At 69.7% G+C, this 25243-nt stretch carries 28 protein-coding genes and 1 pseudogene; 16 read left to right on the top strand and 13 right to left on the bottom strand.

All coding sequences use genetic code 11. The features are described 5' to 3' along the window. The first annotated feature begins 116 nt into the window (after positions 1-116). Entirely contained in the window at positions 117-515 is a 399-nt protein-coding gene (locus OG246_RS25810; RefSeq protein ID WP_266468285.1) for a DUF6223 family protein, read from the top strand. Positions 516-647: 132 nt separating this feature from the next. Here OG246_RS25810 and OG246_RS25805 read toward each other — a convergent pair whose 3' ends face one another. Then, the gene (locus OG246_RS25805; protein ID WP_266468284.1) at positions 648-1112 is read right to left on the bottom strand and encodes a TetR/AcrR family transcriptional regulator; all 465 of its coding nucleotides are present in this window, start codon (positions 1110-1112) and stop codon (positions 648-650) included. Positions 1113-1237: 125 nt separating this feature from the next. Here OG246_RS25805 and OG246_RS25800 point away from each other — a divergent pair, with 125 nt between their 5' ends. Next, positions 1238-1645, top strand: coding sequence for a CoA-binding protein (locus OG246_RS25800; RefSeq protein ID WP_266468280.1), 408 nt, complete (start codon positions 1238-1240; stop codon positions 1643-1645). Between the two features lie 109 nt (positions 1646-1754). Next, on the top strand, positions 1755-2195 hold the full coding sequence (locus OG246_RS25795) for a GNAT family N-acetyltransferase (protein ID WP_266468277.1): 441 nt from the start codon (positions 1755-1757) through the stop codon (positions 2193-2195). 4 nt (positions 2196-2199) lie between these two features. On the opposite strand, the gene OG246_RS25790 is transcribed toward OG246_RS25795, so the two are convergent. Further along, entirely contained in the window at positions 2200-3048 is an 849-nt protein-coding gene (locus OG246_RS25790; RefSeq protein ID WP_266468274.1) for an alpha/beta fold hydrolase, read from the bottom strand. Between the two features lie 163 nt (positions 3049-3211). Here OG246_RS25790 and OG246_RS25785 point away from each other — a divergent pair, with 163 nt between their 5' ends. The 3 genes from OG246_RS25785 (at position 3212) to ppk2 (ending at position 5591) form a co-directional block, all read left to right on the top strand. Further along, positions 3212-4366 (top strand): inorganic phosphate transporter, encoded by a 1155-nt coding sequence (locus OG246_RS25785; RefSeq protein WP_266468271.1) that lies wholly within the window; start codon positions 3212-3214, stop codon positions 4364-4366. An 18-nt stretch (positions 4367-4384) separates the two neighbouring features. Beyond that, positions 4385-4618, top strand: coding sequence for a hypothetical protein (locus tag OG246_RS25780; protein WP_266468269.1), 234 nt, complete (start codon positions 4385-4387; stop codon positions 4616-4618). Between the two features lie 82 nt (positions 4619-4700). Continuing rightward, positions 4701-5591 carry a polyphosphate kinase 2 gene (ppk2, locus tag OG246_RS25775; protein WP_266468267.1) on the top strand — a complete coding sequence of 297 codons (891 nt, stop codon included), beginning with the start codon at positions 4701-4703 and terminating at the stop codon, positions 5589-5591. Positions 5592-5617: 26 nt separating this feature from the next. On the opposite strand, the gene OG246_RS25770 is transcribed toward ppk2, so the two are convergent. Continuing rightward, positions 5618-5977, bottom strand: a complete 360-nt coding sequence (locus OG246_RS25770) for a metalloregulator ArsR/SmtB family transcription factor (protein WP_266468265.1) — start codon at positions 5975-5977, stop codon at positions 5618-5620. A 62-nt stretch (positions 5978-6039) separates the two neighbouring features. On the opposite strand from OG246_RS25770, the gene OG246_RS25765 reads away from it, so the two are divergent. After that, a complete protein-coding gene (locus tag OG246_RS25765; protein ID WP_266468263.1) occupies positions 6040-7140 on the top strand; it encodes a cation diffusion facilitator family transporter in 1101 nt (366 codons plus the stop codon). Between the two features lie 7 nt (positions 7141-7147). On the opposite strand, the gene OG246_RS25760 is transcribed toward OG246_RS25765, so the two are convergent. Both OG246_RS25760 and OG246_RS25755 read right to left on the bottom strand, forming a co-directional pair. Continuing rightward, positions 7148-7705: a YbaK/EbsC family protein gene (locus OG246_RS25760; protein WP_266468260.1), complete on the bottom strand. Its 558-nt coding sequence runs from the start codon at positions 7703-7705 to the stop codon at positions 7148-7150. Positions 7706-7748: 43 nt separating this feature from the next. Further along, positions 7749-8321 (bottom strand): XRE family transcriptional regulator, encoded by a 573-nt coding sequence (locus OG246_RS25755; RefSeq protein WP_266468259.1) that lies wholly within the window; start codon positions 8319-8321, stop codon positions 7749-7751. Between the two features lie 93 nt (positions 8322-8414). On the opposite strand from OG246_RS25755, the gene OG246_RS25750 reads away from it, so the two are divergent. Continuing rightward, positions 8415-9272, top strand: coding sequence for a DMT family transporter (locus OG246_RS25750; protein WP_266468256.1), 858 nt, complete (start codon positions 8415-8417; stop codon positions 9270-9272). A gap of 1 nt (position 9273) precedes the next feature. Here the strand turns inward: OG246_RS25750 and OG246_RS25745 are convergent, their stop codons facing one another. Further along, complete coding sequence (locus tag OG246_RS25745) at positions 9274-10071, bottom strand: acyltransferase (RefSeq protein ID WP_266468255.1); 798 nt, start codon at positions 10069-10071, stop codon at positions 9274-9276. 118 nt (positions 10072-10189) lie between these two features. Between OG246_RS25745 and OG246_RS25740 the strand changes: the two genes are divergently transcribed. Next, entirely contained in the window at positions 10190-10723 is a 534-nt protein-coding gene (locus OG246_RS25740; RefSeq protein ID WP_266468254.1) for a gamma carbonic anhydrase family protein, read from the top strand. Between the two features lie 54 nt (positions 10724-10777). Here the strand turns inward: OG246_RS25740 and OG246_RS25735 are convergent, their stop codons facing one another. The 4 genes from OG246_RS25735 to OG246_RS25720 form a co-directional block, all read right to left on the bottom strand. Next, positions 10778-11449: a DedA family protein gene (locus OG246_RS25735; RefSeq protein ID WP_266470910.1), complete on the bottom strand. Its 672-nt coding sequence runs from the start codon at positions 11447-11449 to the stop codon at positions 10778-10780. 80 nt (positions 11450-11529) lie between these two features. Further along, positions 11530-13098: a carboxylesterase/lipase family protein gene (locus OG246_RS25730; RefSeq protein ID WP_266470908.1), complete on the bottom strand. Its 1569-nt coding sequence runs from the start codon at positions 13096-13098 to the stop codon at positions 11530-11532. Next, positions 13098-15554 carry a beta-glucosidase gene (locus OG246_RS25725; protein WP_266468252.1) on the bottom strand — a complete coding sequence of 819 codons (2457 nt, stop codon included), beginning with the start codon at positions 15552-15554 and terminating at the stop codon, positions 13098-13100. Before OG246_RS25725 ends, OG246_RS25730 begins: the two co-directional genes overlap by 1 nt. A 542-nt stretch (positions 15555-16096) precedes the next feature. Further along, entirely contained in the window at positions 16097-16549 is a 453-nt protein-coding gene (locus OG246_RS25720; RefSeq protein WP_266468250.1) for a DUF4442 domain-containing protein, read from the bottom strand. 71 nt (positions 16550-16620) lie between these two features. Here OG246_RS25720 and OG246_RS25715 point away from each other — a divergent pair, with 71 nt between their 5' ends. Both OG246_RS25715 and OG246_RS25710 read left to right on the top strand, forming a co-directional pair. Further along, positions 16621-17613: a hypothetical protein gene (locus tag OG246_RS25715; protein WP_266468248.1), complete on the top strand. Its 993-nt coding sequence runs from the start codon at positions 16621-16623 to the stop codon at positions 17611-17613. Positions 17614-17679: 66 nt separating this feature from the next. Continuing rightward, positions 17680-18726 (top strand): hypothetical protein, encoded by a 1047-nt coding sequence (locus OG246_RS25710; RefSeq protein ID WP_266468244.1) that lies wholly within the window; start codon positions 17680-17682, stop codon positions 18724-18726. A 53-nt stretch (positions 18727-18779) separates the two neighbouring features. Here OG246_RS25710 and arsM read toward each other — a convergent pair whose 3' ends face one another. Continuing rightward, positions 18780-19667 (bottom strand): arsenite methyltransferase, encoded by an 888-nt coding sequence (gene arsM, locus OG246_RS25705; RefSeq protein ID WP_266468240.1) that lies wholly within the window; start codon positions 19665-19667, stop codon positions 18780-18782. 102 nt (positions 19668-19769) lie between these two features. Between arsM and OG246_RS25700 the strand changes: the two genes are divergently transcribed. Genes OG246_RS25700 through OG246_RS25690 form a run of 3 tightly spaced genes read left to right on the top strand, consistent with a single transcriptional unit; the run spans position 19770 to position 21324 of the window. Then, positions 19770-20147 (top strand): helix-turn-helix transcriptional regulator, encoded by a 378-nt coding sequence (locus OG246_RS25700; protein WP_266468237.1) that lies wholly within the window; start codon positions 19770-19772, stop codon positions 20145-20147. Next, complete coding sequence (locus tag OG246_RS25695; RefSeq protein ID WP_266468234.1) at positions 20144-20887, top strand: MIP/aquaporin family protein; 744 nt, start codon at positions 20144-20146, stop codon at positions 20885-20887. Before OG246_RS25700 ends, OG246_RS25695 begins: the two co-directional genes overlap by 4 nt. A gap of 26 nt (positions 20888-20913) precedes the next feature. Next, on the top strand, positions 20914-21324 hold the full coding sequence (locus OG246_RS25690) for an arsenate reductase ArsC (RefSeq protein ID WP_266468232.1): 411 nt from the start codon (positions 20914-20916) through the stop codon (positions 21322-21324). Between the two features lie 78 nt (positions 21325-21402). On the opposite strand, the gene OG246_RS25685 is transcribed toward OG246_RS25690, so the two are convergent. Together OG246_RS25685 and OG246_RS25680 are read right to left on the bottom strand one after the other, a co-directional pair. Further along, positions 21403-22194, bottom strand: coding sequence for a spermidine synthase (locus OG246_RS25685; protein ID WP_266470906.1), 792 nt, complete (start codon positions 22192-22194; stop codon positions 21403-21405). Positions 22195-22475: 281 nt separating this feature from the next. Continuing rightward, positions 22476-22865: pseudogene (locus OG246_RS25680) on the bottom strand (elongation factor Tu); the annotation flags it as partial. Positions 22866-23009: 144 nt separating this feature from the next. Here OG246_RS25680 and OG246_RS25675 point away from each other — a divergent pair. Beyond that, complete coding sequence (locus OG246_RS25675) at positions 23010-24482, top strand: recombinase family protein (RefSeq protein WP_266468230.1); 1473 nt, start codon at positions 23010-23012, stop codon at positions 24480-24482. A 374-nt stretch (positions 24483-24856) separates the two neighbouring features. Then, a complete protein-coding gene (locus OG246_RS25670; protein WP_266468227.1) occupies positions 24857-25243 on the top strand; it encodes a hypothetical protein in 387 nt (128 codons plus the stop codon).

Below are 25243 nucleotides of genomic sequence, written 5' to 3'. Positions count from 1 at the left end.
CGTCGACGGCAGTCCGAAGAGACCGCGCCTGCCGGACGACCGGCCGTGCCGTCGGCAGGCACGCTCAAGGGACAGCGGAACCACGGAACTTGGCACGCAAGAAGGAGGAGAGCGGCGTGAGCGCAACAGATGTCCTGACGGTGGCCGCCGAGGGCGGAGTCATCGGCGACGGGCGGACCGGGGCCAACCTGGCCCTCGGGGTGGGGCTGATCGGCGTGGCCATCGGTTGGCTGGCCCTGACCCGCGTCGCCGGCCGTATCAGCGTCGGCAACGCACGTACCGCCGCCATGTCGGCCATGGCGGCGGGCCTGGTCGGCACGGCCCTCGCGGCGCTGCACCTGGCCACCTCCAGTGGCGGCCCCGGCACAGGCAACGGGATGGTGGGAGCCATCGCGGCCATTCCGTTGGGTCTGATCGGCGTGGCCCTGGGCCGGCGCGCTCTCGCCCGCCCCCGGCGCACTGAGCGGACCGCCGACCGCTTCGAGAACGAGCAGGAGTTCGGGTCGACCTCGTAGGCGCCGCCGGGCGTGCTCTGACGGTCCGCCCGGACATGCGAGTTCGGGGCGCTCGTACGCCGACCGCGGCTCAGTCGGTCCGACAGGCCGCCGGAGGACCCGGGGGGCGGCTCTCAGCGAGGGACGATGGGGCTACGCTCCGCCGCCGGTCTCGGGTACCGGCTTCCCCGGCGGTGTGAAGGCGGCGAGCACCGTGGCCGTGATGTGGTCGGCGGCACGCTCGGAAGTGAGACGGCCGGCGCGGATCTCGTCCGCCGCACTGTGCATGACCGCGTGCAGGACATTGATCATCCACGCGATCGGCAGGTCCGTCCGGAAGGCCCCCTCGGCGCGGCCCCGGGCGACCGGCGCCTCGACCCGGGCGGCGGGGCCGGCATGCAGCTCACGGATGCGTCCGGCGGAGAGTTCCCGCTGAGCAGCGACGAGCAGCGCCCGCGCCTGGTCCACCAGGTGCCAGCCGGCCTCGACGTACCGCGCCAGGGCGAGCAGCGGGTCACCGGTCAGGCCGACCGCGCCCAGTACCTCGTTGCCCCGGTCGATGGCACGGCTCATCGCCGCGTCGACGACCTCCGCCCGCGAGGCGAAGTGCGCATACATGGAAGGCGCACGGCGATGTGAGGACGCGGCGTCAGTTCGTGATCAACGGCGACCGAGGAATCACCGCGCTCCGCCCGCTGTTGTCGGGCACAGCAGCCCTTGCATGAATCCCACGGAGGCCAAGCGTGTACGGCGACTCAGCAACGATCCGCAAGATCCTCACCGAGCTCGGCGACACCTGGGCGATCGTGGGCCTGTCCACGAACCAGCGGCGCGCGGCATACGGCGTCGCCGACGTCCTCCAGCGCTTCGGCAAGCGCATCGTGCCCGTCCACCCGAAGGCCGAGACGGTCCTCGGTGAAAAGGGATACCCCTCTCTGGAAGCGATCCCCTTCCAAGTCGACGTCGTGGACGTCTTCGTCAACAGCGCACTCGCCGGTTCCGTCGCCGACGAAGCCGCCGCCATCGGCGCCAAGGCCGTCTGGTACCAGCTCGACGTCATCGACGAAGCCGCGTACGAGCGCACCCGCGCCGCCGGTCTCGACATGGTCATGGACCGCTGCCCCGCAATCGAGATACCGAGGCTCGGCTGACCGGCCCGGCTCGCGGGATGCAACGACTGCTCCGACTGCGCGGACCCTCAACTGCCGTGAGCGGCGAACCCAGTTGACACCGGTCGCCGCTCCCGGGTCTCCTGCTCCGGTGCCCACTCTTCGTATCGAGCAGCCGGACGACGAGGCCCGTCTCAAGGACTGGCAGTACGTCCACAATGTGATCGTCCCGCCCGCCGCGATGTCCCTCGACGACGCGTGGGAGCGCGCCCAGCGCTACCGCCTCGAGGTCGCGTATCTCGGTGATGTCCTAGTGGGCTGTACGACGGTGCGTCCGCCCGCGGACGACACCGCCACCGTCACGGTGATCGCCCGTGTGCTCGCCGAGCACCGCGGGCAGGGCTTCGGCGAGGAGCTCTACGGACGCGGCCTCAGTCAGGCGCGCGAGCTGGGTGCCGAGGTGATCGAGACGTGCATTCTGGCGTCCAACGAGGACGGACTGCGGTTCGCCGAGAAGCACGGGTTCGTCGAGATCGAGCGGTACTCGCTGCCGGGCGAGACGGTCCAATGGATCGACCTGCGGCTGACCTGAGGGGTCAGTGCCCCTGGTCGAGGAACGCGTTGACGGTCTCCGCGAAACGGCCGGCGTCGTCGAGCCACGGAAAGTGACCCGCGCCCGGCAGCACGACCGTCTCGGCCGCACGGAACAACTCGGCGATCGCGTCCGCGACGCGGGGAAGCGGGCCACTGTCCAGTTCGCCCGCGAGGAGCAGGACCCGCGCGTCCCACCCCGCGACGACGGCCCGGGCCCCGGCCGGGTCGAAGGCAGCAGGGGACGCGTACAGCTCCGCGGCCTCTTCGTTGGACTGCTCGACGTCGCTCGCCGCGTGCGCCTGGGCCGCCGTGTCCCAACGGCCGTAGAAGAACGGGGCGACCGCATCCCAGTCGGCGTCGGTCCCGGAACCGGCCCAGATCCGTTCGTACGACTCGTTCGCATCCGCGAACCAGGGCTCGGCCTTGCGCAGCGCGGCCGCCTCCCGGCGGTGCTCCTCGGTGAAGTCGACACCCAGGGCGCGCGCACGGGCGGTGACGAGCGTCAGGGTGCGCACGCGCCGCGGATACCGGGCCGCGTAGAGAAGGGCGAGGTCGCCGCCCGCCGAGTGCGCGAGAAGATCGACGCGCTCCAGTCCGAGGTGCGCGCGGAGGGCCTCGACATCGGTGACCTGCCGGTCGCAGCGGTACGTCGCCGGGTCGGCCGGGATGCCGGAGGCGCCGGTGCCCCGCAGGTCGAGCACGATCAGCCGACGGTGCCTCGACAGTCCGCCGAGATCGCCGAGGTAGGCGGAGGCGCGCATCGGGCCACCGGGTATGCAGAGCAACGGTTCGCCCTCGCCCAGGACGTGATAGGCGAGTTCGGTCCCGTCGGGAGCGGTGAAGGCAGGCATGCCCCCATCCTGACGACCAGTTGACGATCACGGCAAGCGATTGGCCTGCGACAGCGCGACCTGGTCCGACCCGACCGCAAACACACGCTCACCTTTACACCGCCATACGTAGCCTTTGCCTCCGGTTCGCCATGTGTACAGCTGCGATTGCTTCCATCAAGGAATGGACCACATCACGTTCCTCGTGGCGGTCGTCATCGTCACGGCGCTGGCATTCGACTTCACCAATGGGTTCCACGACACGGCGAACGCGATGGCCACGTCCATCGCCACAGGTGCGCTCAAACCGAGAACAGCGGTCCTGATCAGCGGAGTTCTGAACGTCGTCGGGGCCTTCCTCTCCACCGAGGTCGCCAAGACGATCTCCGGCGGCATCGTCGACGACACACTGGTCACACCGGGCATGATCTTCGCGGGGCTGGTCGGAGCGATTCTGTGGAATCTGATGACCTGGCTCGTCGGGCTTCCCTCCAGTTCCTCGCACGCCCTGTTCGGCGGACTGATCGGGGCGGTGTGGGTCGGCGCGGGCGAAAACGGCGTGCACTTCGACATGGTGGTCCAGAAGATCCTGATCCCGGCCGTGGCCTCCCCCCTCGTGGCGGGCATCGCCGCTCTGCTGGCCACCTACCTCGCCTACCGGATCACCGCACGAGCCCGCGAGAAGTCGGTGACCAAGGGGTTCCGCCTCGGCCAGATCGCCTCCGCCTCACTGGTCTCGCTGGCGCACGGCACCAATGACGCCCAGAAGACGATGGGCGTGATCACGCTGACGCTGATCTCGGCGGGGGCGCTGGGCCACGACGCCGGTCCCCCGGTATGGGTGATCGCGTCGGCCGGTCTGGCCATCGGGCTCGGCACCTACCTGGGCGGCTGGCGGATCATCCGCACCATGGGCAAGGGGCTCACCGACATCCAGTCGCCTCAGGGCTTCGCGGCCGAGGCGGCCTCCACGACTGTGATCCTCACCTCCGCCCACCTGGGTTTCGCGCTCTCCACCACGCAGGTCTGCTCGGGCGGCATCCTCGGCGCCGGTCTGGGCAGGCGCCTGGCCGAGGTCCGCTGGGGCACCGCGGGCCGCATGGTGATCGCCTGGCTGGTCACCCTGCCGGCCGCTGCGCTGGTCGGCGGGGTCTCGGCGAGCGTGGTGACGAACGGCGGGACCGTCGGCACCGTGGTGATCGCCCTCGTCGCCCTGGCCGTCGCGGCCGCCATCGTGATCGCCTCGCGCCGCAACCCGGTGAGCGCGAACAACGTCAACGACGCCCACGAGGTCACCATCCGCAGCGCGACGCCGGCCGATGTCGGCGCGGCCGCCTAACCACGGAGATTTCTGGACATGAATGTCGACTGGAGCGCACTCGGCGAGGTTGCCGCGGTGAGCACGGGAGTTACCGTCGGAGTGGTCGTCGTCTTCGCCCTCGGCGTGCTGGGCCTCGCCCGGGTCGAGTCCGCGCGCGATGGCGACGGCGGCACCGACACCCTGGGGTTCGCCCAGGCCGGGCTCTGCTTCCTGGCCTGCGCGGCTGTGGTGGCGTACGGAATCTACCTGATCGTGCCGCAGTTCCACTGACACCGGAACTGACGCACGGAACTGTCGCCCGGCACTGAAGCCGGGCACCGACACTGACGCACCGGGAGAAGGGAAGGCTGACATGACGCCACTGATGGCGGGGATGCGGGTCGACTACAGCGACCACGACGACCCCGTACTGATCCGCCCTGACGGCAGCCCGGTCGACACCTGGCGGGAGAACTACCCGTACCCGCAGCGCATGGAGCGCAAGGAGTACGACTGGCACAAGCGGCTCCAGCAGATAGAACTGCTGAAGCTGCAGAGCTGGATAAAGGAGTCCGGGCGACGGCTCGTCATCGTCTTCGAGGGACGGGACGCGGCAGGGAAGGGCGGCACGATCAAGCGGTTCACCGAGCACCTCAATCCGCGTGGTGCGCGGGTGGTGGCCCTTGAGAAGCCGACCGAGCGCGAGCGCGGCCAGTGGTACTTCCAGCGGTACGTGGAGCATCTGCCGACCGCGGGCGAGATCGTGATGTTCGACCGGTCCTGGTACAACCGCGCCGGTGTCGAACGTGTCATGGGCTTCGCCACGGACGACGAGTACCGGCGCTTCATGCGGCAGGCGCCCGCTTTCGAGCGGATGCTGGTCGACGACGGCGTGGACCTGATCAAGTTCTGGTTCTCGGTCTCGCAGGGCGAGCAGCGCACGCGATTCACGATCCGCCAGGTGGATCCCGTACGGCAGTGGAAGCTCAGCCCGATGGACCTGGCCTCGCTGGACCGCTGGGACGACTACACCGCCGCCAAGGTCGCGATGTTCCGCGAGACGGACACCGAGCAGGCGCCCTGGACCGTGGTGAAGAGCAACGACAAGAAGCGGGCCCGCGTCGAGGCCATGCGCAGCGTCCTCGCCCGCTTCGACTACACCGACAAGGACGAGGAGGTCGTCGGCAGCCCCGACCCGAGCGTCGTGGGCGAGGCGGCGAACCTGCTGGAGGAGGGCGAGGACGACACGGCCCACGTCTTCTGACGCCGACGCCGACCCGGTCGTAGCGCTCAGTCGTGAGCCGGGCGGTCGTTGATGCGGTGGTCGGCGAGGCTCAACGCCTCGTCGACAACCCGGCGCAGATGGCCGTCGCCGAGTGAGTAGATCACTCGGCGGCCTTCTTTGCGGGTGTTCACGAGCCCGGCGAGACGGAGCCGGGCCAGGTGCTGGCTGACCGCGGGCCGAGCGGCTCCACACGCTTCCGTGAGTGTCGTGACGTCCGCTTCTCCGCCGGTCAGGGCATGGAGCAGCGCGAGGCGGGTCCGGTCGCCCAGGAGGGCGAGGAGTTCCGCCGCGAGCGCGAACTGGTCCTCGTCAGGGGTGCGCGGATGCGCATCATGTGCAGGTGATAGGTGCATGCGTGCGCTCATACGCACATAATGGTCCCGTGGACACCGCCGCGTCCACTCCCGCGCGCCCGAAGGGGACCCACGTGAGCGACGAGCACACCCACGGCCACTCCCACGAACACCATTCGCCGCCCGGCCGCAGTCGCGACCACGACCACAACTCGCCGCAGGGCCACAAGCACGATCACCCCCACCGCCACCGCCCCTGGCACCGCCTACGCCACCTCCTCACCCCCCACTCCCACGAAACCGCCGACAAACTCGACCCCGCCCTGGAGTCGTCGGCCCGAGGCATGCGTGCCCTCTGGGTCTCGCTGGTCGTTCTCGGGGCAACTGCCGCCGCGCAGGCGGTCGTTGTCGTGCTCTCGGGGTCGGTCGCCCTGCTCGGCGACACGGTGCACAACGCCGCCGACGCCCTCACCGCCGTACCGCTCGGGATCGCCTTCGTGCTGGGCCGCCGCGCGGCGACGCGGCGCTTCACTTACGGCTACGGCCGGGCGGAGGACCTCGCGGGGATCGTGATCGTGCTGACGATCGCCGCGTCCGCCGCCTTCGCGGCCTGGACGGCGGTCGACCGGCTGCTGAACCCCCGGCCGCTGCACCACATCCCGGTCGTCGCCGTCGCCGCGGTCATCGGCTTTATCGGCAACGAGTGGGTCGCCCGCCACCGCATCCGTGTCGGCCGCGAGATCGGCTCCGCCGCGCTGGTGGCGGACGGACTCCACGCCCGTACGGACGGATTCACCTCACTGGCCGTCCTGGTGGGCGCGGGCGGCGCGGCACTCGGCTGGCAACTCGCCGACCCTCTCGTGGGGTTGGCGATCACGGCCGCGATTCTGCTGGTGCTGCGCGACGCCGCGCGCGAGGTGTTCCGGCGCGTGATGGACGCGGTCGACCCGGCGATGGTCGACCGGGCCGAGGCGGCGCTGCGGGAGGTGCCGGGCGTGCGCGGGGTGGGTGAGCTGCGGCTTCGCTGGATCGGGCACCGGCTGCGTGCCGAGGTCGCGGTCGTGGTCGACGGCGAGGTGAGCGTGCGCCGGGCCCACGACATCGCCGTCGAGGCCGAACACGCCCTGCTGCACGCCGTACCCAAGCTCACCGCGGCCCTGGTCCACGCCGATCCGACCCCGGCACCGGGCGAGAGCGACCCCCACCTGACGCTGGCACATCACACCACCGCCTGACCCACCGTCAGGCGACGCCGAGCCCCTCCAGCACCACCACATTGGGCAGTTCCGCGAACGCCTTGCCCGGTACCAGGAGTTTCCCGCGTCGCCGTCCGCTTCCGACCAGCACGTACGGCAGGTCGACTACCGCCGAGTCGACCAACACCGGCCAGTCGCCGGGGAGTCCGATGGGTGTGATGCCGCCGTACTCCATGCCGGTCTCCCCGGTCGCGATGTCCATCGGTGCGAACGAGGCTTTGCGGGCGCCGAGTTGGCGGCGGACGACACCGTTGACGTCGACGCGGGTCGCGGAGAGGACGACACACGCGGCGAGCGTGGTCTCGCCGCCGCGCTTGCCGGCGACGACCACGCAGTTGGCGGACTGGTCGAGCAGTTCCTTGCCGTAGTGCTCGACGAAGGTCGCGGTGTCGGCCCAGTCGGGGTCCGTGTCCACATAGACGATCTGGTCGGCGGAAATGTCTCCGCGCCAGTCGCGTACGGCGTCGGCGACCGGGCCGATGAGTTCGCCGAGGCAGTCGGGGGCGGGTGTGGCGTGGTCGAAGTCTCCGATGGGTGCGCGCATGACGGCACGCTAACAGCCGTGCCCGAGCGCCCGGTCGGGTGTCTCAGTGCACGCCCGGTACCGACACCGTCATGATCATTTCCATCGGCACATCGCCGTCATTGCCGTACGTGTGAGGGGTGTTGGCCTCGAACGAGGCGCTGGCGCCCGCCGGGACGCGGTGTTCGGCGCCGTCGACGGTGAGGGTCAGCTCGCCCTCCGTGACATGGATGAGTTCGACGGTGCCGGTGGGATGCGGGTCGGAGGGGCTGCTCTCGCCCGGCATCAGCCGCCAGTCCCACATCTCCAGCGGTCCCGGCGCCTCGGTGCCCGCGAGCAGCCGGTTGTAGCTGCCGGCGTCGGTGTGCCACAGCCGTACGGCCTGGTCCGCCGGGACGATCCGGACCTTGGGGCCCTGCTCGTAGTCCAGGAGGGTCGTGATGCTGATGCCGAGCGCGTCGCCGATCTTGACGACGGTGCCGAGGCTGGGGTTGGTCCTGGCCTGCTCGATCTGGATCAGCATGCCGCGGCTGACTCCGGCGCGGGCGGCGAGCGTGTCCAGGGTGAAGCCGCGCTCGGTGCGCCAGCGCTTGACGTTGCGCGCCAGGGACTGGGTCAGGAGGTCGAGGTCCGACACATTCCGTCCAATATTTTGAATGACAGAGTTCAATACAGTGAACTATTGTGTAGTGCACCGGATCGTTCACCGAACTGTACTGCGAGGCACCCCGTGACAGCACTCTTCGCCCTGGCCACCAGCCTCCTGTGGGGCATGGCCGACTTCGGCGGAGGGCTGCTGACCCGACGTATGCCCGCCCTCACGGTGGTCGTCGCCTCGCAGACGATCGCGGCCACCGTCCTCGGCACGGTCGTGCTCGCCACCGGCGGCTGGAGCGAGTTCGGCCCGCAGCTGTGGTTCGCGGTGGCCGCGGGCCTGGTCGGTCCGGTCGCGATGCTCGCCTTCTACAAGGCGCTGGCCCTCGGCCCGATGGGCGTCGTCTCGCCGCTCGGCTCCCTGGGCGTCGCCGTACCGGTCGGCGTGGGCCTGGTCCTCGGCGAGCGCCCGGGGCTGCTCCAGTTCGCGGGCATCGCGGTCGCCGTCGTGGGCGTCCTGCTGGCGGGCGGTCCGCAGCTCAGGGGCGCCCCGGTGCAGCGGCAGGCGGTACTGCTCACTCTCCTCGCCGCCTTCGGCTTCGGCGCGGTGATGTCGCTGATCGCGGAGGCGTCGACGAGCCTCACCGGCCTCTTCCTCGCCCTGTTCGTGCAGCGCGTGACCAATGTGGCGGCGGGCGGCACCGCCCTCTTCGTCTCCGTGAAGCGCGGCGCCCGGGCCCTCCCCGAGGGCGGTTTCCCCTGGGCCCTGCTCCCCGCGCTCGCCTTCGTAGGCCTCGCCGATGTCGCGGCCAACGGCACGTACTCCATCGCCGCCCAGCACGGCCCGGTCACCGTCGCCGCCGTCCTCGCCTCGCTGTATCCGGTGGTCACGGCCCTGGCCGCCCGCGGCATCCTCAGCGAACGGCTGCGCGGCGTCCAGGCAGCGGGCGCGGGCCTCGCCCTGGTCGGCACGGTCCTGCTGGCGACGGGCTGAGTCAGGTCTCGGTGCGTACGTCCCCGGGCGCGCCCTGAGACTCCAGGTCCAGCTCCGCCAGGCGCGCCGCCGTCTCCTCGTCGAGCCCCGACAGCGCCGACAACTGCTCCGGCGTCACCCCGTCGGGGATCGGCACCGGCGCCGGGGTCCGCAGCGGCGGCTGCCACCCGTTCACCGGGTCCCAGCGCCGTACGACCCGTGCGGGAGCGCCCGCCACGACCGCGTGGTCCGGCACCTCACCTCGTACCACCGCACCGGCCGCCACCACCACGTTCCGCCCGATCCGCGCGCCCGGCAGGATCACCGCCCCGGTCCCGATCCAGCAGCCCGGCCCGATCTCCACCGGTTCCATCCGCGGCCACTGCTTCCCGATGGGCACCTGCGGATCGTCGTACGAGTGGTTCGTGGACGTGACGTACACGTACGGCCCGAAGTAGCAGTCGCTGCCGATGGTGACCGTCGTGTCGGCGATGACGTGACTGCCGCGGCCCAGCACCACACCGTCGCCGATGCGCAGGATCGGGTCGGGTCCGAGGTCGAGGTCGGGCATCAGACCGGCGGTCAGCGTGACCTGTTCGCCGACGATGCAGTGGGAGCCGAGGTGGATCCAGGGTTCGCCGAAGACCGTGCCGAGCGGGAAGGCCAGCCTGGTACTCGTTCCTATCGCGCCGAAGCGGAGCCGTCCCGGGTGTTCGGCCGTCACCGCGCCCGTGCGCTGCACCCAGGCCCAGCCCGCGTGGACGGCACGCTGAGCGAGGTGGCGCCGCCATGATGAGAACGTGTTCTTGCTCGTGGGCACCCGCTCACGGTACTCAGCACCTCGTGCGCCGATGAGGTCGTACGGCTGTGATCTTCGCCCCACCCGGCCCGGCACCGATGGCATACGGTGCCGGAGTACCGACGAGGAGGAGACGGTGATGACGCAGCAGGCGCTGATCGCGGGGATCGGCGGCAAGGATCCGAAGGTGGACCAGGATGCCTTCGTGGCCCCGATGTCCGTGGTGATCGGCGAGGTGACCCTGCACGCGGGGTCAAGCGTCTGGTACGGCGCGGTGCTGCGCGCCGACGGTGGTCCGATCGTCGTCGGCGCCGACAGCAACATCCAGGACAACTGCACGCTCCACGTCGACCCGGGCTTCCCCCTCACGGTCGGCGAGCGCGTTTCCGTCGGGCACAACGCCGTGATCCACGGCGCCACCGTCGAGGACGACTGCCTGATCGGGATGGGCGCGACGGTCCTCAACGGCGCGGTGATCGGCGCCGGTTCACTGGTGGCCGCGCAGGCGCTGGTGCCGCAGGGCATGCGGGTGCCCCCTGGCTCGCTGGTCGCGGGTGTACCCGCCAAGGTCAAGCGGGAGCTGACCGACGAGGAGCGCGAGGGCATCTCGCTGAACGGCGCCTGGTACGTGGAGCGGGCGAAGACGCACCGCGCGGTGCACGAGGAGAAGTGACCGGGTCCGGCCCGGCGTGAACCGGGCCGGTCTGCTGGTCTGGTCCGGTTCGAATCAGTCGGCGGCGGGTGCCGGGACGGCGCCCGGCTCGGCCGCCTCGCGTTCGGCCGCCTCGTGCTGGGCCGCCGCCTTCTTCGCCTTGCGGCGCACGACCAGCATCGAGGCGAGCCCGATGAGCACCGCGGCGACCAGACCGAGGTACGAGAAGCGCTTGAGCCAGTCCTCGGCGACCACGCCCACGTAGTAGATGACCGCGGTGGTGCCGCCGGCCCAGATGATCCCGCCGAGGACGTTGGCGATCAGGAACTTCCAGTACGGCATCTTCAGCACGCCCGCGAGCGGGCCCGCGAAGATCCGCAGCAGGGCGACGAAGCGGCCGAAGAAGACGGCCCACATGCCCCACTTCTCGAAGGACCGCTCGGCCGTCGCGATGTGCGCTTCGCCGAAGTGCTTGGGGAACTTGGCGCCCAGCCAGGCGAGCAGTGGTCGTCCGCCCTTGCGGCCGATGGCGTAGCCGATGGAGTCACCGACGATCGCGCCCACGGTGGCGCACGCACCGAGGATGACCGGGTTGATCCCGCCGTGCTGCGAGGAGAGCAGCGCCGCGGAGACCAGGATGATCTCGCCTGGCAACGGGATGCCCAGGCTCTCCAGGCCGATGACCAGCCCCACCAGTGCGTAGATGGCGACCGCGGGCACCGTCTCGAGCCATTCCTGGACGTGCAACGCCGGATCCTCCCGTTCGCGTACCTGCATTCCCGGCGTGCGCGCGAAGCAAGCCGCGCGCACGCCGGGAAGCCTACCCGTCAGCGGAGTACGGCCGCGTCCCACAGGTCGCACTGGTGTTCCTGATGGACGGTCGCGCTCAGGGAGTTCCCGCCCCCGGACGCGGTCCGCAGCGAGAGCACCAGCTCGGAGCGGTCGGGCATCGCGGGCTGTCCGTCCGCACGCGGCACGCCTCCGCGGATGAAGGACCCCCAGTACTGCACCATCTGCCGCGACAGCACCCGCTGCTCGGCGTTCAGCGGCGTCTGGAGCCCGAAGTGCTTGAAGAGGTACTGCACCTCGTTGACATGGGTCGCCCCGAAGTCGAAGTCCGTGTCCAGTTCGCGGAGGGAGGCGAAGGGCGGGGAGGTGCGGTCGGCGAACTCGTACGAGTAGACCGGGCCGCGGGTCGCGAGGGCGCCGTTCAGCCGGAGCGCCGGGCACGCCATCAGGTAGTCGCCGAAGGCGGTGCCGTAGGCGGTGGTCGGAGAGGGGTAGTTGGCGAGGGGGTAGCGCTGGATCACCCGTTCGCCCAGCTCAGCGCCCCAGGCGTCCGTCACCACGGCCGGATACCGCTCGGCCGTGAGAGGCGTCCCGCCCGCGTCGAACTGGGCGAAGGCGAACATCCGGCCCTCGTCCTTGTTCGCCCCGTTCAGTACGGGAACCCCGGAGGCCGCGCCTTTCGCGTACGCCTCGAAGGGCTGCACGGGCAGGAAGTCGCCGCCGACGACGGGACCCCAGTCGAAGCCGGCCTGCGCCGCGAGGATCTCGGCGGAGGACTTGCCGCGCAGGCACGCGAGCGAGAGATCGGCGCAGCCCACCTTCTTCGCGAAGGCCGCACCGGCTTCGACCGCCGGCCCGTGGGCGCGCGCCGCGCAGTTCGCGTAGGCGCCGCTCTCGACAATTCCCGCGCGGTACAGGCCCTTTGAGGTCGGCGAGGCCATCTGCGTACAGACAGAGCGGCCGCCCGCCGACTCGCCCGCGATGGTGACACGGCCCGGATCGCCCCCGAAGCGGCCGATGTTGGAGCGAACCCAGCGCAGCGCGGCCTGCTGGTCGAGCATGCCGAAGTTGCCGGAGACCCCGTCGCGCGCCTCGCCGTCGAGCCCTGTCGTGGCGAGGAAACCCATCGCGCCGAGGCGGTAGTTGACGGTGACGACGACCGCGCCGGTCTGCCGGGCGAAGGTGTCGGGCACGATGTCCTCACCGGCGCCCGCGGTGAGCCCGCCGCCGTGCAGCCAGACCATCACCGGACGCCGTCCGGCGCCTTCGGGGACGTACACATTGAGGTCGAGGCAGTCCTCGGTGTGGCTGGGCTGTTCGTAGCCGGGGTCCCAACTCGCCGTCTGGACACACCGGTTGCCGAAGTCCCGTGCGGTACGCACACCTTTCCACGGCTCGACGGGCTTCGGGTTCTTCCAGCGGAGGCCCCCGACGGGCGGCTGCGCGTACGGAATGCCGAGGAACTGCCGCCCCTCGGCGGTGGTTTCGCCACGGACCCAGCCCGCGTCCGTTCGCACGAGAGCGTGCGGCCTGCCCCCTGCCTGGGCGGGCACGGGGACGGCGAGAACGGCCGCGAGGGCGGTGAGCCCGACGAGCAGTCGACGCATCACGCGCTCACCTCCGCGGTCGTCCGCAGCCGCAGATCCCGCGACGACGCCCCCACCCACAGGGTGCGGCGCCCGGTGCCGAGCACCCAGTCGTGCCGCTTCGTGTCCCAGGAGGAGAGCGTGCGCCGCTCGACGACCACGGTGACCCGGCGCCGCTCCCCCGCCCGCAGCCTGAGCCGCTGGTATCCGCCCAACACCCGCACCGCCTGGTCGAGTTGCAGACCCGAAGACGGGCCGACGTAGACCTGTGGGACCTCGACGCCCTCGCGCCGCCCGGTGTTGCGCACGGTGAAGCTCACTTCGAGGCCGCGACGGGACCGGCGTACGCGCAGGTCGTCGTATGCGAAGGAGGTGTACGAGAGTCCGTGCCCGAAGGGGAACAGCGGGCGCACACCCTCGGCGTCGTACCAGCGGTAGCCGGCGTGGATGCCCTCCGAGTACTCCTCCGTGCCGTCGACGCCCGGATAGCGGAGCGGATCGCCGGCGACCGGATGGTGGTCGTCGTCCACCGCGAAGGACTGAGTGAGGCGTCCGCCGGGGTCGCAGTCGCCGAACAGGACGGCGGCGGTGGCGGCCGCGCCCTCCTGGCCCGGGTAGTACATCTGGAGCACAGCGGCCGTGCGCCGCAGCCAGGGCATGGAGGTCGAGGAGGAGGTGTTCAGGACGACGGTCGTACGGGGGTTCGCCGCCGTCACCGCCTCGATCAGCTCGGACTGGTGGCCCGGGAGCGCGAGGGTCGTACGGTCCTGGCCCTCCGTCGCGTCCTCGTAGACGAAGAGGACGACGCTGTGCGCGGCTCGCGCGGCTCGGACCGCCTCGGCGACGTCCTGCGCGCGGGTCGCGCCGGTGCTGCGCCGCAGCCGGAAGAGCTGCCCGCCGGTCCCGCCCTTCGCAGTGATCTCCACCTTGTGCGCGCCCTTGGCCAGGTTCAGCGTCTTGCGGCGCACGGACAGGCCGTCGGGGGCGGCGGTGACGAGTCCGCCCTGGAAGAACTCGCCGTAGCCGGGCGCGACGGGGAAGAGGTCCTCGCCGTCGACGAACACCTTGGGCCGCTCGCCCGAGTAGTGGATGACGAAGGTCCAGTCGTCGGCGTCCGCGACCGTGAGCGTCCCCTCGTACGTCCAGGTCTGCCCGGCGGCGACGCCCTGGGCCTCGGTGTCGACGCCCGTAGTGAGCGCGCCACTGGGAATCGCCTTCCCGAAGAGGTCCTCGCCGAGCGCGTACGACACCTTCGCGCCGCGTCCCGCGCGGGACTTGATGGCGTCGAGGGGACTGTCGGCGCGGTCGGGGACGACATGGGCGCTGCCGCCGCCGCTGACGAACGGGAGGGAGCCGGTGGGGCCGATCACCGCGATGCTGCCGCCGGTCAGGGGGAGGGTCCGGCGCTCGTTGCGCAGGAGCGTCGCTCCCGCCTTGGCGACCTCCAGGGCGACGGCCGCGCCCGCCTTCGCGTCACGGGCGGGGCGGGGCGGGGCGCTGCCGTCGAGCAGCCCAAAGCGGTCCATCACCGCGAGGACGCGGCGTACGGCCCGGTCCACGTAGGTCTCGGAGACGGCGCCGTTCTGCACGGCCTTCTTCAACGCGTCCCCGAAGTAGGTGCCGTCCGGCATCTCCATGTCGAGGCCCGCGGTGATCGCGGCCGTGGTGCTGTGGGCGGCGAACCAGTCGGTCATCACCCAGCCCTCGAATCCCCACCGGTCGCGCAGGACGTCGGTGAGCAGCGCCTTGTTCTCGCAGGCGAAGGTGCCGTTGACCTTGTTGTACGCACCCATCACCGCGCCCGAGCGGGCCCCGATGGCCGCCTCGAAGCCGCGCAGTTCGACCTCGTGCATGGTCTGCTCGTCGACCCGCACGTCGACGGACATGCGGTCCTTCTCCTGGTTGTTCAGCGCGAAGTGCTTGACCGTGGCGATGAGACCCTCGCCCTGGATGCCGCGGATCTCGGCCGCGACCAGGTCGCCGGAGAGCAGCGGGTCCTCGCTGAACGTCTCGAAGTTGCGGCCCGCGTACGGGGTCCGGATGAGGTTGACCATCGGGGAGAGCAGCACGTCCTGGCCGAGGGCGCGGCCCTCGCGCCCGATGACCTGGCCGTAGCGGCGGGCGAGCGAGGGATCGAATGCGGAGGCGAGCAGGACGGGGGCGGGCAGGGCTGTCGCGTGCCGGGCGACGCGGACACCGGCAGGGCCGTCGGCGAGGCGGAGCGGGGGGATGCCGAGGCGGGGGACTCCGGGCACGTATCCGGCCTGGCCGAGGGAGGCGGGGTCGGTGGCTCCGTGCAGCAGGGAGATCTTCTCGTCAAGTGTGAGTTTGCTGATCAAACCCTCTACGCGAGGGCCGGCGCCGGATCTGCTCTCCGCATGGGCGAGCGGGGCAGACCCGGTAGTGGCCGCCGCGGCGACCGCGATGGCGCCGCCCAGCAGCCGCAGGGCCGATCGCCGGGAAAAGGTGTGGGACATGAGCCGTCACTCCCTCGGTGCGCGGGCACGTCGTTGTGGACCGCATGTACACGTGCCGACGGCGCTCGCGTTCGGCCCTTGAACGCACTATGCGTCAGAGCCGACTTGACACGCCGTCAGGCACCACGGGTACGGCGCGAAAACTATGACCGGAGGTGACTCGTGTCAATGAAGTGAACAGAAAAGCCGGGCGGCGCGACAAGAAGCGAACGGGACGGGCGGGCGGTGGGCCGCCCGTGGCCTCGCGGCGACGCCGGCGGACTCGTGCGGAGTACGGCTCAGGGGTCGCCTCAGTGGCATCGATGACCGGCGTGAGCGAAGTGCCGGTGTCCGTCGTACGCGTGTACTCGACGCGGCCCCGTACGACGGCGAGACGCGACCTCAGCCGTCACCGCGCTGGTTCGTGCGGCCGTCGAGGGCGTAACCCAACACGTCCCGCGCGCGGGACGGCGACACGACCGGTGCAACCCCCGCGCTACCGGAGCCCTGGCCCGGGAGTACTGCCGTACTCCCGGGCCAGGGCTCCACGCATGACGCTCGGCTCAGCTGTTCGGGCGCAGCGTCCAGACGACGGTCATCTCGCCGGTCACCGCTCCGTCACCGCGCCGGATGGCGATGGCGACGGGGAACTCGGGACGCTGGCCGGCGTCGAGTTCGGCGATGACGTCGACGGCGGGGCGGCCGAGCGTCGCGGTGGCCGTGACGGGTCCCATCGCGAGCTTCTTGTACGCGATTTCGGCGCTGACGGCGAGCGGCACGGCGCGCGACAGCTGCTCCCCGAACGCGGCGAGGACGATCGCCCCGCTCGCCGACTCCCCCAGCGTGAACATCGCTCCGGCGTGCGGCCCGCCGACATGGTTGTGGTAATCGCCCTGGTCCGGAAGGGCCACCACGGCCTTCTCCGGCGTGGTCTCCACGAACTCGAGGTTCAGCGTCCGGGCCATCGGCACGGTGGCGGCGAGCATCTCGCCGATCGACATCTGGTCTGCGCTCATAACCAGCATGTTACCCACGAGTAGCAACTCTTGACCAGTACCGGTCGATGATCGCCGTATCGTTGCGCCGCATGTGGCCAGAAGAACAGCCGCCAGGGGGCGGGCGGGGTCCGCACAATCAGCGGAGTCCCGAGCACGGCGAGCAGCCGAATCCGTATCAGCAGCCGGGGTATCACCAACCCGGATACGGGCAGCCCAACCCGTACCAACAGCCCCCGGCCCCCTGGAACGCGCCGACGGTCCCCGCGAGCACTACGGCCCCACCCCCGCCGGGAGACGGCGGCGGGCGGACGAAGGTCGTCGCGATCGTCGCGGCGGCGGCCGTCGTGGTCGCGGCCGGGGTGACCGGATTCGCCGTACTCGGCGGCGGCAAGGACGACGAAGCCGCTCCCCAACTGACCAACTCCCCGTCCCAACAGTCGAGTCCGGCGAGTGATCCACGCGGAACCGGCGACGACGAGAAGCCGACCGTCGCCGGATGGAAGACCGTGGTGAACCCCGAGCGCGGCATCGCGTTCGACGTCCCCCCGGAGTGGGCGCTGAAGTCGACCAGCTGGGTCACCTACGTCGCGGAGGACGACGACCCCGAGGAGAAGCCCCTCATCGGCGTCGCGGCCCCCGCCTTCCTGAAGGAGGAGTGGTGCGCCTCCGACGAGAACAAGGACGGCCACGAGGAGTACTCGGCGCTCGCGGCCGTCGGCACCAAGGGCAACAACGGGGCGAAGAGCCCCGCGGAGGCCGCCCGCGACGACGCGGCGACGTGGGTCTACGGCGCCTACACCCAGCCCGACAAGAAGCTGGTCACTGCCGGTGCGGTGGAGTCGTACACGACGAAGTCCGGTATCGCGGGCAGTCTGGCCACCGCCTCGTCGGCGGGTGTGAAGAAATCGAAAAAGTGTGCCACGGACGGGAAGGCCGCCGTGTTCTCCTTCCTGGCCCCCTCCGGCGACATCGTGTCGTGGGAGTTCTTCGGAGCCAAGGGCGTGTCCGCCGAGGTGCCGGACTCGACGGTACGGAGAATTCTCGCCACCGTACGTCTCCATGACGCCCCGTCGGACTCCTGATCCGGTACATGGCTGACGAGACACAGTGACCGAAACGAGTCACAGGCGGCACTAAGGTGAGGGCCCATGTGGCCAGGACAGCAGCCGCCCGGGGGCGAGCAGAACCCGCAGGACCAGAACCCGTACCAGCAGCCGGGGTACCAGCAGCCGAATCCGTACCAACAGCCCGGATACCAGCAGACGGGGTATCCGCAGCCCAACCCGTACGGACAGCAGCCGGGGCAGCCTCAGTGGGGCGTTCCATCGGAGCCTCTCGGGGCGCCGCAAGCGCCCGGCGGTTCGGGTGCCGGGGGCGGCGGAGGGAACAAGACCAAGATCACGGCGATAGTCGCGGCGTCCGCTGTGGTGATCGCCGCAGGTGTCACCGGCTTCCTCGTCCTCGGCGGCGACAAGGAGGACAACGCCGGTGGCGACCCGTCCAAGTCCCCCACCACCACGGCGTCCGCCTCCACGTCGCCGAGCGCGAGCGGCGGTGACGACAATCCGCGCGGCGGCGACGAGGAGAAGGCGACGATCGCGGGCTGGAAGGTCGTGGTCAACCCCAAGTGGGGCACGGCGTTCGACGTTCCGGCCGAGTGGGAGGTCCAGACTCCCGGTACGTTCATCGGCTTCGAGGACGACGCGAAGGGCGACGGTTCCGTACTGATCGGCATGTCCGCTCCCGCCTTCCTCCAGGAGAAGTGGTGCACCTCCGACGCCGACAAGGACGGCTACGAGGAGGACTCGGCGCTGGCAGCCGTGGGCACCAAGGGGCAGAGCGGCGCCAAGAACACCGACGACGTCGCGCGCAACGACTCGGCCTGGTGGGTCTTCGGCGGCTACACGGACCAGAAGGACGCCTCGAAGAAGCTGCTCACGATCGGCGAGCCGAAGGCCTACACGACGGCTTCGGGCATCAAGGGCAGCCTCGTGACGACGTACTCGTCCGGCGTCCCCAAGAAGGACAAGTGCGACTCCGACGGCAAGGCGACCACCTTCGCCTTCAAGAACTCGGCGGACGACTTCGTGTCCTGGACCTTCTACGGAGCCAAGGGCGTGTCCGAGGAGGTCTCCGACGCGACCGTGCAGAAGATCCTCGGCACGGTACGGCTGCACGGTGAACCGACGGGATGAGTCGCGGGCCGCGCGGAGACGTGATCTCAACTGCCGGACGGCAGTAGCGTCCGCTAGTCCTGACAGCCGCAGCCCGAGGCGGCCTTGGCCTGGGCGACTGTGCTGGTGGGATCGACGGAGGTCTCGGCGGGGGTGCAGTAGGCGCTGACGCCGCAGCAGCCGGCTTCCGATTCCGCCGCACCGGCGGGGGTTTCGACCGGCTTGGTGGCGCGGACGATGGCGGAGTGCATACCGTCGGCGACGGAGTGCGTGGGGGCGATCTCGATGTTCGTGAACCCTGCCGCTTCGAGGCCTTCGCGGTACTCGGTGAAGGAGAGGGCGCCCGCGATGCAGCCGACGTAGTCGCCGCGTTCCGCACGCTGGGCAGCGGAGAGGGCGTCATCGGCGACGACGTCGGAGACGCCGATCCGACCGCCGGGGGTCAGGACGCGATAGGTCTCGGCGAACACCGAGGCCTTGTCGGTGGACAGGTTGATCACGCAGTTGGAGATCACGACGTCGATGGTGTTCCCGGGGAGCGGGATGGCCTCGATGGTGCCCTTGAGGAACTCGACGTTCGTCGCGCCCGCCTTCTTCGCGTTGGTGAGGGCCAGGGCGAGCATCTCCTCGGTCATGTCGAGGCCGTAGGCCTTGCCCGTGGGGCCGACGCGGCGGGCCGAGAGCAGCACGTCGATGCCGCCGCCCGAGCCGAGGTCGAGCACGCGTTCGCCCTCGTGGAGGTCTGCGACGGCCGTGGGGTTGCCGCAGCCCAGGGAGGCGGCAACGGCCTCGGCGGGCAGGGCATCGCGCTCGTCGGCGGCGTAGAGGGTGGAGCCGAAGTTCTCGTCGATCTCGACCGGCTGCGGTCCGCAACAGGCGGTACCGCCCTCGGTGACCTGCACTGCTGCCGCGGCGTACCGCCGGCGGACCGTCTCGCGCAGATCGGTGGACTGCTCGCTCATGACTCACTCCTGGATGACGGGCCTGGCAAGGCCCGAGCGGCCTGTATTGACGTTCGTCGATGCAACCTTGCGCCTTGAATCGAAAAACGTCAACATAGAGGAATGTCGAAACAAGAACTTGAGGTGCTCGGCCAGGGCACGGACGGCGGCTGCTGCCAGGCGCTGGCCACCGCGCCCCTCGATGAGGGGCAGGCCACCGAGCTGGCGAAGGTGTTCAAGGCCCTGGGCGATCCCGTACGGCTGCGACTGCTGTCGATGATCGCTTCGCGGGAGGGCGGCGAGGTGTGCGTGTGTGAGCTGACGCCTGCGTTCGAGCTGTCTCAGCCGACGATCTCCCATCACCTCAAGCTGCTGCGCCAGGCCGGAATCATCGACTGCGAGCGCCGTGGGACCTGGGTCTACTACTGGGCGCTGCCAGGTGTCCTGGACCGCTTGGGTGCGTTCTTGACAGCTCCTCAGCCCGCCGGGGCGCCCGCGTGAGTGCCTCGCTGGGACGGCGTGCCGCGGCTGAGGCGGTGGGGACGGCCGCGCTGGTCGCGGTGGTGGTCGGCTCCGGCATCCAGGCGACCGAGCTGTCACAGGACGTCGGAGTGCAGCTGCTCGCCAACTCGCTCGCCACCGTCTTCGGCCTGGGCGTGCTGATCACGCTGCTCGGGCCGGTTTCCGGCGCCCACTTCAACCCGGTCGTCACGCTTGCCGCTTGGTTCGTCGGGCGCGGACGTGGCGACGGCCTCAGCGCGCGGGATGTGGCCGTCTACGTCCCTGCTCAGATCGCGGGGGCGATCAGCGGCGCTGTGCTGGCCAATGCGATGTTCGCCGAACCGTTGGTGAAGTGGTCCGCGCACGACCGCTCCGCCGGCCACCTGTGGCTGGGCGAGATCGTTGCGACCGCTGGGCTCATCCTGCTGATCTTCGGTCTGGCCCGGACCGATCGCGTCACCTTCACGCCGGTCGCGGTGGCCTCCTACATCGGCGCCGCGTACTGGTTCACCTCGTCCACGTCGTTCGCCAACCCGGCGGTGACGATCGGCCGGGCTTTCAGCGACACGTTCGCGGGGATCGCCCCGGCCTCCGTCACCTCGTTCATCGCTGCCCAACTGGTCGGGGCCGCGGTCGGCCTGGGCCTGATGGTGGCGGTGTTCGGCCGACCGGCTCCCGCTGAAACCGACGTCGTCGTTCCTCGCGGTGAGACCGAACTCGCCGCCCCCTCCGCCCGCTGAACACCCTGACCGGAAAGACACCCGCCATGAGCACTCCCGCCCCGCGTCCATCCGTACTGTTCGTCTGCGTTCACAACGCAGGGCGGTCGCAGATGGCTGCCGCATTCCTCACCCATCTCGCCGGCGACAAGGTCGAAGTCCGCTCGGCCGGCTCCGCCCCCGCCGACACAGTCAACCCGGCGGTCGTCGAGGCGATGAAGGAAGTAGGCGTCGACATCTCCGCCGAGACGCCGAAGGTCCTGACCGTCGAGGCCGTGCAGGCCTCCGACGTGGTGATCACCATGGGGTGCGGCGACACCTGCCCGGTCTTTCCCGGTAAGCGCTACCTCGACTGGCAGCTCGACGACCCAGCCGGGCAGGGGGTCGCCTCCGTCCGTCCGATCCGCGACGAGATCGAACGGCGCATTCGTGGCTTGCTGGTTGAGCTGGACGGCTGACTCCGTCGGTGCGTCGACTGCGCGTGGCGGACGAAGCCGCTGGCGCAGGTGACATCCACGCCGAACCGGGTGCCGGGGTCAGCCGATGCTGAAGGCGCCGTCGGGCGGCTCGGGTGAGGGGACCGCGTTCTCGTCCCGTACGGGCTGCGCCTTGCCGATGAACTCCCGCAGTGCGGGGCCGTGTTCGACACGCGCGGGAAAGGCGTCGGAGGCGGTGCGGCGGGCGAGGGTCGCCGTGTCGAGGGGACGGTGGGAGGCCACGAGCACCGCGTTGCCGAAGCGGCGGCCGCGCAGCACGCCCGGTTCGGCGATCAGGGCCAGCTCCTCGAACACCGCCGCGAACGTGGCGAGTTGGGAGCGCAGGAAGGCGAAGGGCGCGGCGTCGGCGAGGTTCGCGAGGTAGACGCCGTCGGCACGTAGGACCCGCTCGGCCGCCCGCGCGTACGCCACGGAGGTCAGATGCGCCGGGACGCGCGAGCCGCCGAAGACGTCCGCGATCACGATGTCGACGGAGTCTGGTACGGCGTCCTCGATCCAGGCGCGGGCGTCCGCACCGTGCAGCGCGATTCCCGAGCCGTCGGGCACGGGCAGATGCTCGGCAACGAGGGTGAGGAGGCCGAGGTCGGCCTCCACCACGTCCTGCCTCGACCCGGGCCGCGTCGCGGTCACATAGCGGGGCAGTGTCAGCGCGCCTCCGCCGAGATGCAGCACGTCCAGCGCCAGCCCCGGTTCCGTGACCGTGTCCACCACATGCCCGAGCCGCCGCGCGTACTCGAACTCCAGATGCGTGGGCGCGTCCAGATCGACGTACGACTGCGGCGCCCCGTCCACCGTCAGCAGCCACGCCCGCTTCCGGTCGACATCCGGCATCAGCTTGGCGGTCCCGTGATCCACGTCCCGCGTCACGGGTATCGGCTCGTCGTCCACGGGTCCATTGTGCCGCCATGCTCCATCAGCTCCGGCCGGGGGAGATCTCTTAGCCGGTCCGGCGTTTGAGGACGAGCCCTTCGGGCGACCGGGGGTCTGGGGGCGGAGCCCCCAGGTACGGGACGGGCAGGGGCGGAGGGGGCGAAAACCCACGACCCCGCCCCCCCCCACCCCGGGTACGGGAGAGCGGGGGCCCGCCCTCCCGGGCAGGCACCCGAACCCCGTCAGCCGACCGACGTCACCGTCCCCGCCCCCACGGTCCGACCCCCTTCACGGATCGCGAACCCCAAACCGGGCTCCAGCGGAACATCCCGCCCGAGCTCCACCGCCATCGTGACGGTGTCACCGGGCCGGGCAACGGCGATCTCACCGAGGTCGACGTCGCCGACCACATCCGCGGTACGGATGTAGAACTGCGGCCGGTACCCGGTGGCCACGGGCGTCGTACGTCCACCCTCCCGCGCCGACAGCACGTACACCTGCGCCGAGAACCGGCGACTGGGTACGACACTGCCGGGCGCGGCGACGATGTGCCCGCGCCGAACCGCGTCGCGGGGCACCCCACGCAGCAGCAGCGCCACGTTGTCCCCGGCCTGCGCCTCGTCCATCGGCTTCGCCACGTATAGCCAAAGCACCCCAGCGCGGGGAGCAGATCACGGCAGGTGCGAGGCTCAACAGGAGGTCAGAGCGCGGCTTTTGCACCGAAATGCACATCTAGGCGAACGCTCCCGAATCCGTACAATAGGGAGCACCCACCCATGCCGACCCTACTAGCCGAAGTACCCGTATCTTTCCTCAACACCGCCATCTATGCGCGACTCAGTGAAGATCGCAGCGGTGAGAGTGAAAACGTCCGCATCCAAATCGCGGAGTGCCAGGACTACGCCAACGACAACCGTTGGCCGGTAGTCGGTACCTACTCCGACAACGACATCGGTGCATCCAAGTTCAGCAAGAAGCCGCGCCCGGATTACGAGCGCCTTCTCATGGCCGTCAAGTCCGGCCGCGTCAACAACATCCTCATCACTGAGGTACCCCGCCTGTACCGGCGGCTGGAAGAGTTGCTGTCCCTCATCCGCATGGCGGAGACAACAGCACTCCGGCGCATCCAAACCACGGACGGCATCTGCTACGACCTCTCAACAGAGGAGGGCGTACACGCTGCCATCAACGCCGTGAACAACGCCATGTTGGAAGCCGCCCGCATCTCCAAGCGGGTGAAGCGCAAGCAGAAGAAGAACGCCCAACAAGGCAAGAACCACGGCGGCAAGCGACCGTATGGCTACGAGTCGGACGGCAAGACGCTCCGAGAGTGCGAAGCCGCCATCGTGCGGGAGTGCGCCAAGCGCTACATCAGCGGCGAAACCGTCAGTGACATCGTGCGCGACCTCAACGCCCGGGGCGTCCCCAGCGCCCAAGGGTTGCTCTGGCGCACGGAAAACCTGTCTCGAATACTCCTCAAAAAGCGCTACATCGGGGTACGTGAGTACAACGGGGTGGAGTACCCGGCGGTCTGGCCTGCCATCCTCACCCGTGAGCAGTACGACCAGATGGAAGCCCGCCGGACGGCCGCCGCTTCGCGGGGTACCCGCAAGGGGAAGCCCGCGCGCAAGTACGTGCTTACCGGGGCGGCCTACTGCGGCCGGTGCGGTAGCAAGATGACGGGTGCTGGCCGGACGGCCGAGAAAGACCGTGTGGCCCAACGTCGCTACCGCTGCCAAGCGGGGGACGGCCACGGCGGCACTATTGGGTGCGGCAAGTTGTACCGTGCCGCCGACCCGCTCGAACTCCTGGTCACAGAAGCCGTCTTGCACGTCTTCGACGACCCGAGGGTGGCTGTCACCCTCGCCCCACCAGCGGACGAGACGACGGTACGGGCGTTGGTGACGGAGTTCGAGCGGCGCAAGGCCAAACAAAAGTCGCTCGTCACCGACTACGCCAACGACCTGCTCACGCGGGAAGAGTTCGCCCTAGCCAAGGGCATTGCTACCGCCGCCGTAGACGAAGCGCGGGAAGCACTCAGCGAGTACCAAGACGCTCAGACGTTGGCACTCATCCCGGCAGATCAGACGTTGCGGGAAGCCTGGGCAACGGCCGGTTTGGCCTGGCGGAGTGCCGTCGTGGGGCTGGTAGTTGAGCGCGTCATAGTGCACCCCGCAACGTCCGGGCGCGGCATGTGGCGCGGCTACAAGTTCAACCCGGAGTACATAGAGATCAAGTGGAAGGTGTAACGCTCCACGCTTCATCGCGGCCCTGGCGGGCTTCTTCCGTATCCAGTGCGATGCGGACGAGGTTAGCCAGGGCCGCAATCGTGTCCGGGTCTTGAACCTTCTCGGGTAGTCCCTGGTCGGTGCGGGAGCGGCGAGCCCAGGCGGCTATATCAAGGTCGGCGGACAGAAGCGCCACCCACGAACTGGGCGGCGACGTTGGGGAGTAGGTGTGTGGTGGTCTGCATGGTTTCCACTGTCCGGCACTACGGCGGGAGTGGGTGGTAAGTCCCTGGCAACGTGGCGACTGCCGCCACGGTTTCTACTACTTCCCCGGTTCTCAATAAAGGCCATGGAATTTCATTTGCGGTAATTCGTGTTAATATAGCCGTACTTATATGAAACTCCACCTACTCCCTAATGTCGAATTCAACGCCCGCACTCATCGAGTGCTGTGGTACATACTCTTTGTGCTTTTCTGGTTTGGCGGAATAGTTTTTGAGATCAAACATCTTCTTGATCCGCTTGGTTTCGCCGTGCTGCTGTTATTAGTCGTGCGTTCTAGTGATGATCTATATCGAGAGCTAAAAAGCACCAAGCGCCCATCCTCGGCTTCGCTTGCGGCAGCTATCTTCATGCCTCTGTTCGTATCCGGCGCACTGGTGATTTCTACCCTGAAACTCTGGACGAGTCGGGGCGAGGCGGCCGAGTGGTTGTGGCTTGCCGTATCGCTGGGGCTAGTATCACTGATTCACCTAACCGACCCACGGTTAAATCGAAGGTGA

The sequence above is a fragment of the Streptomyces sp. NBC_00620 genome (assembly GCF_026341825.1).
In the GTDB taxonomy this organism is placed as follows: domain Bacteria; phylum Actinomycetota; class Actinomycetes; order Streptomycetales; family Streptomycetaceae; genus Streptomyces.
This window is presented reverse-complemented; position numbering and strand designations above follow the sequence as displayed.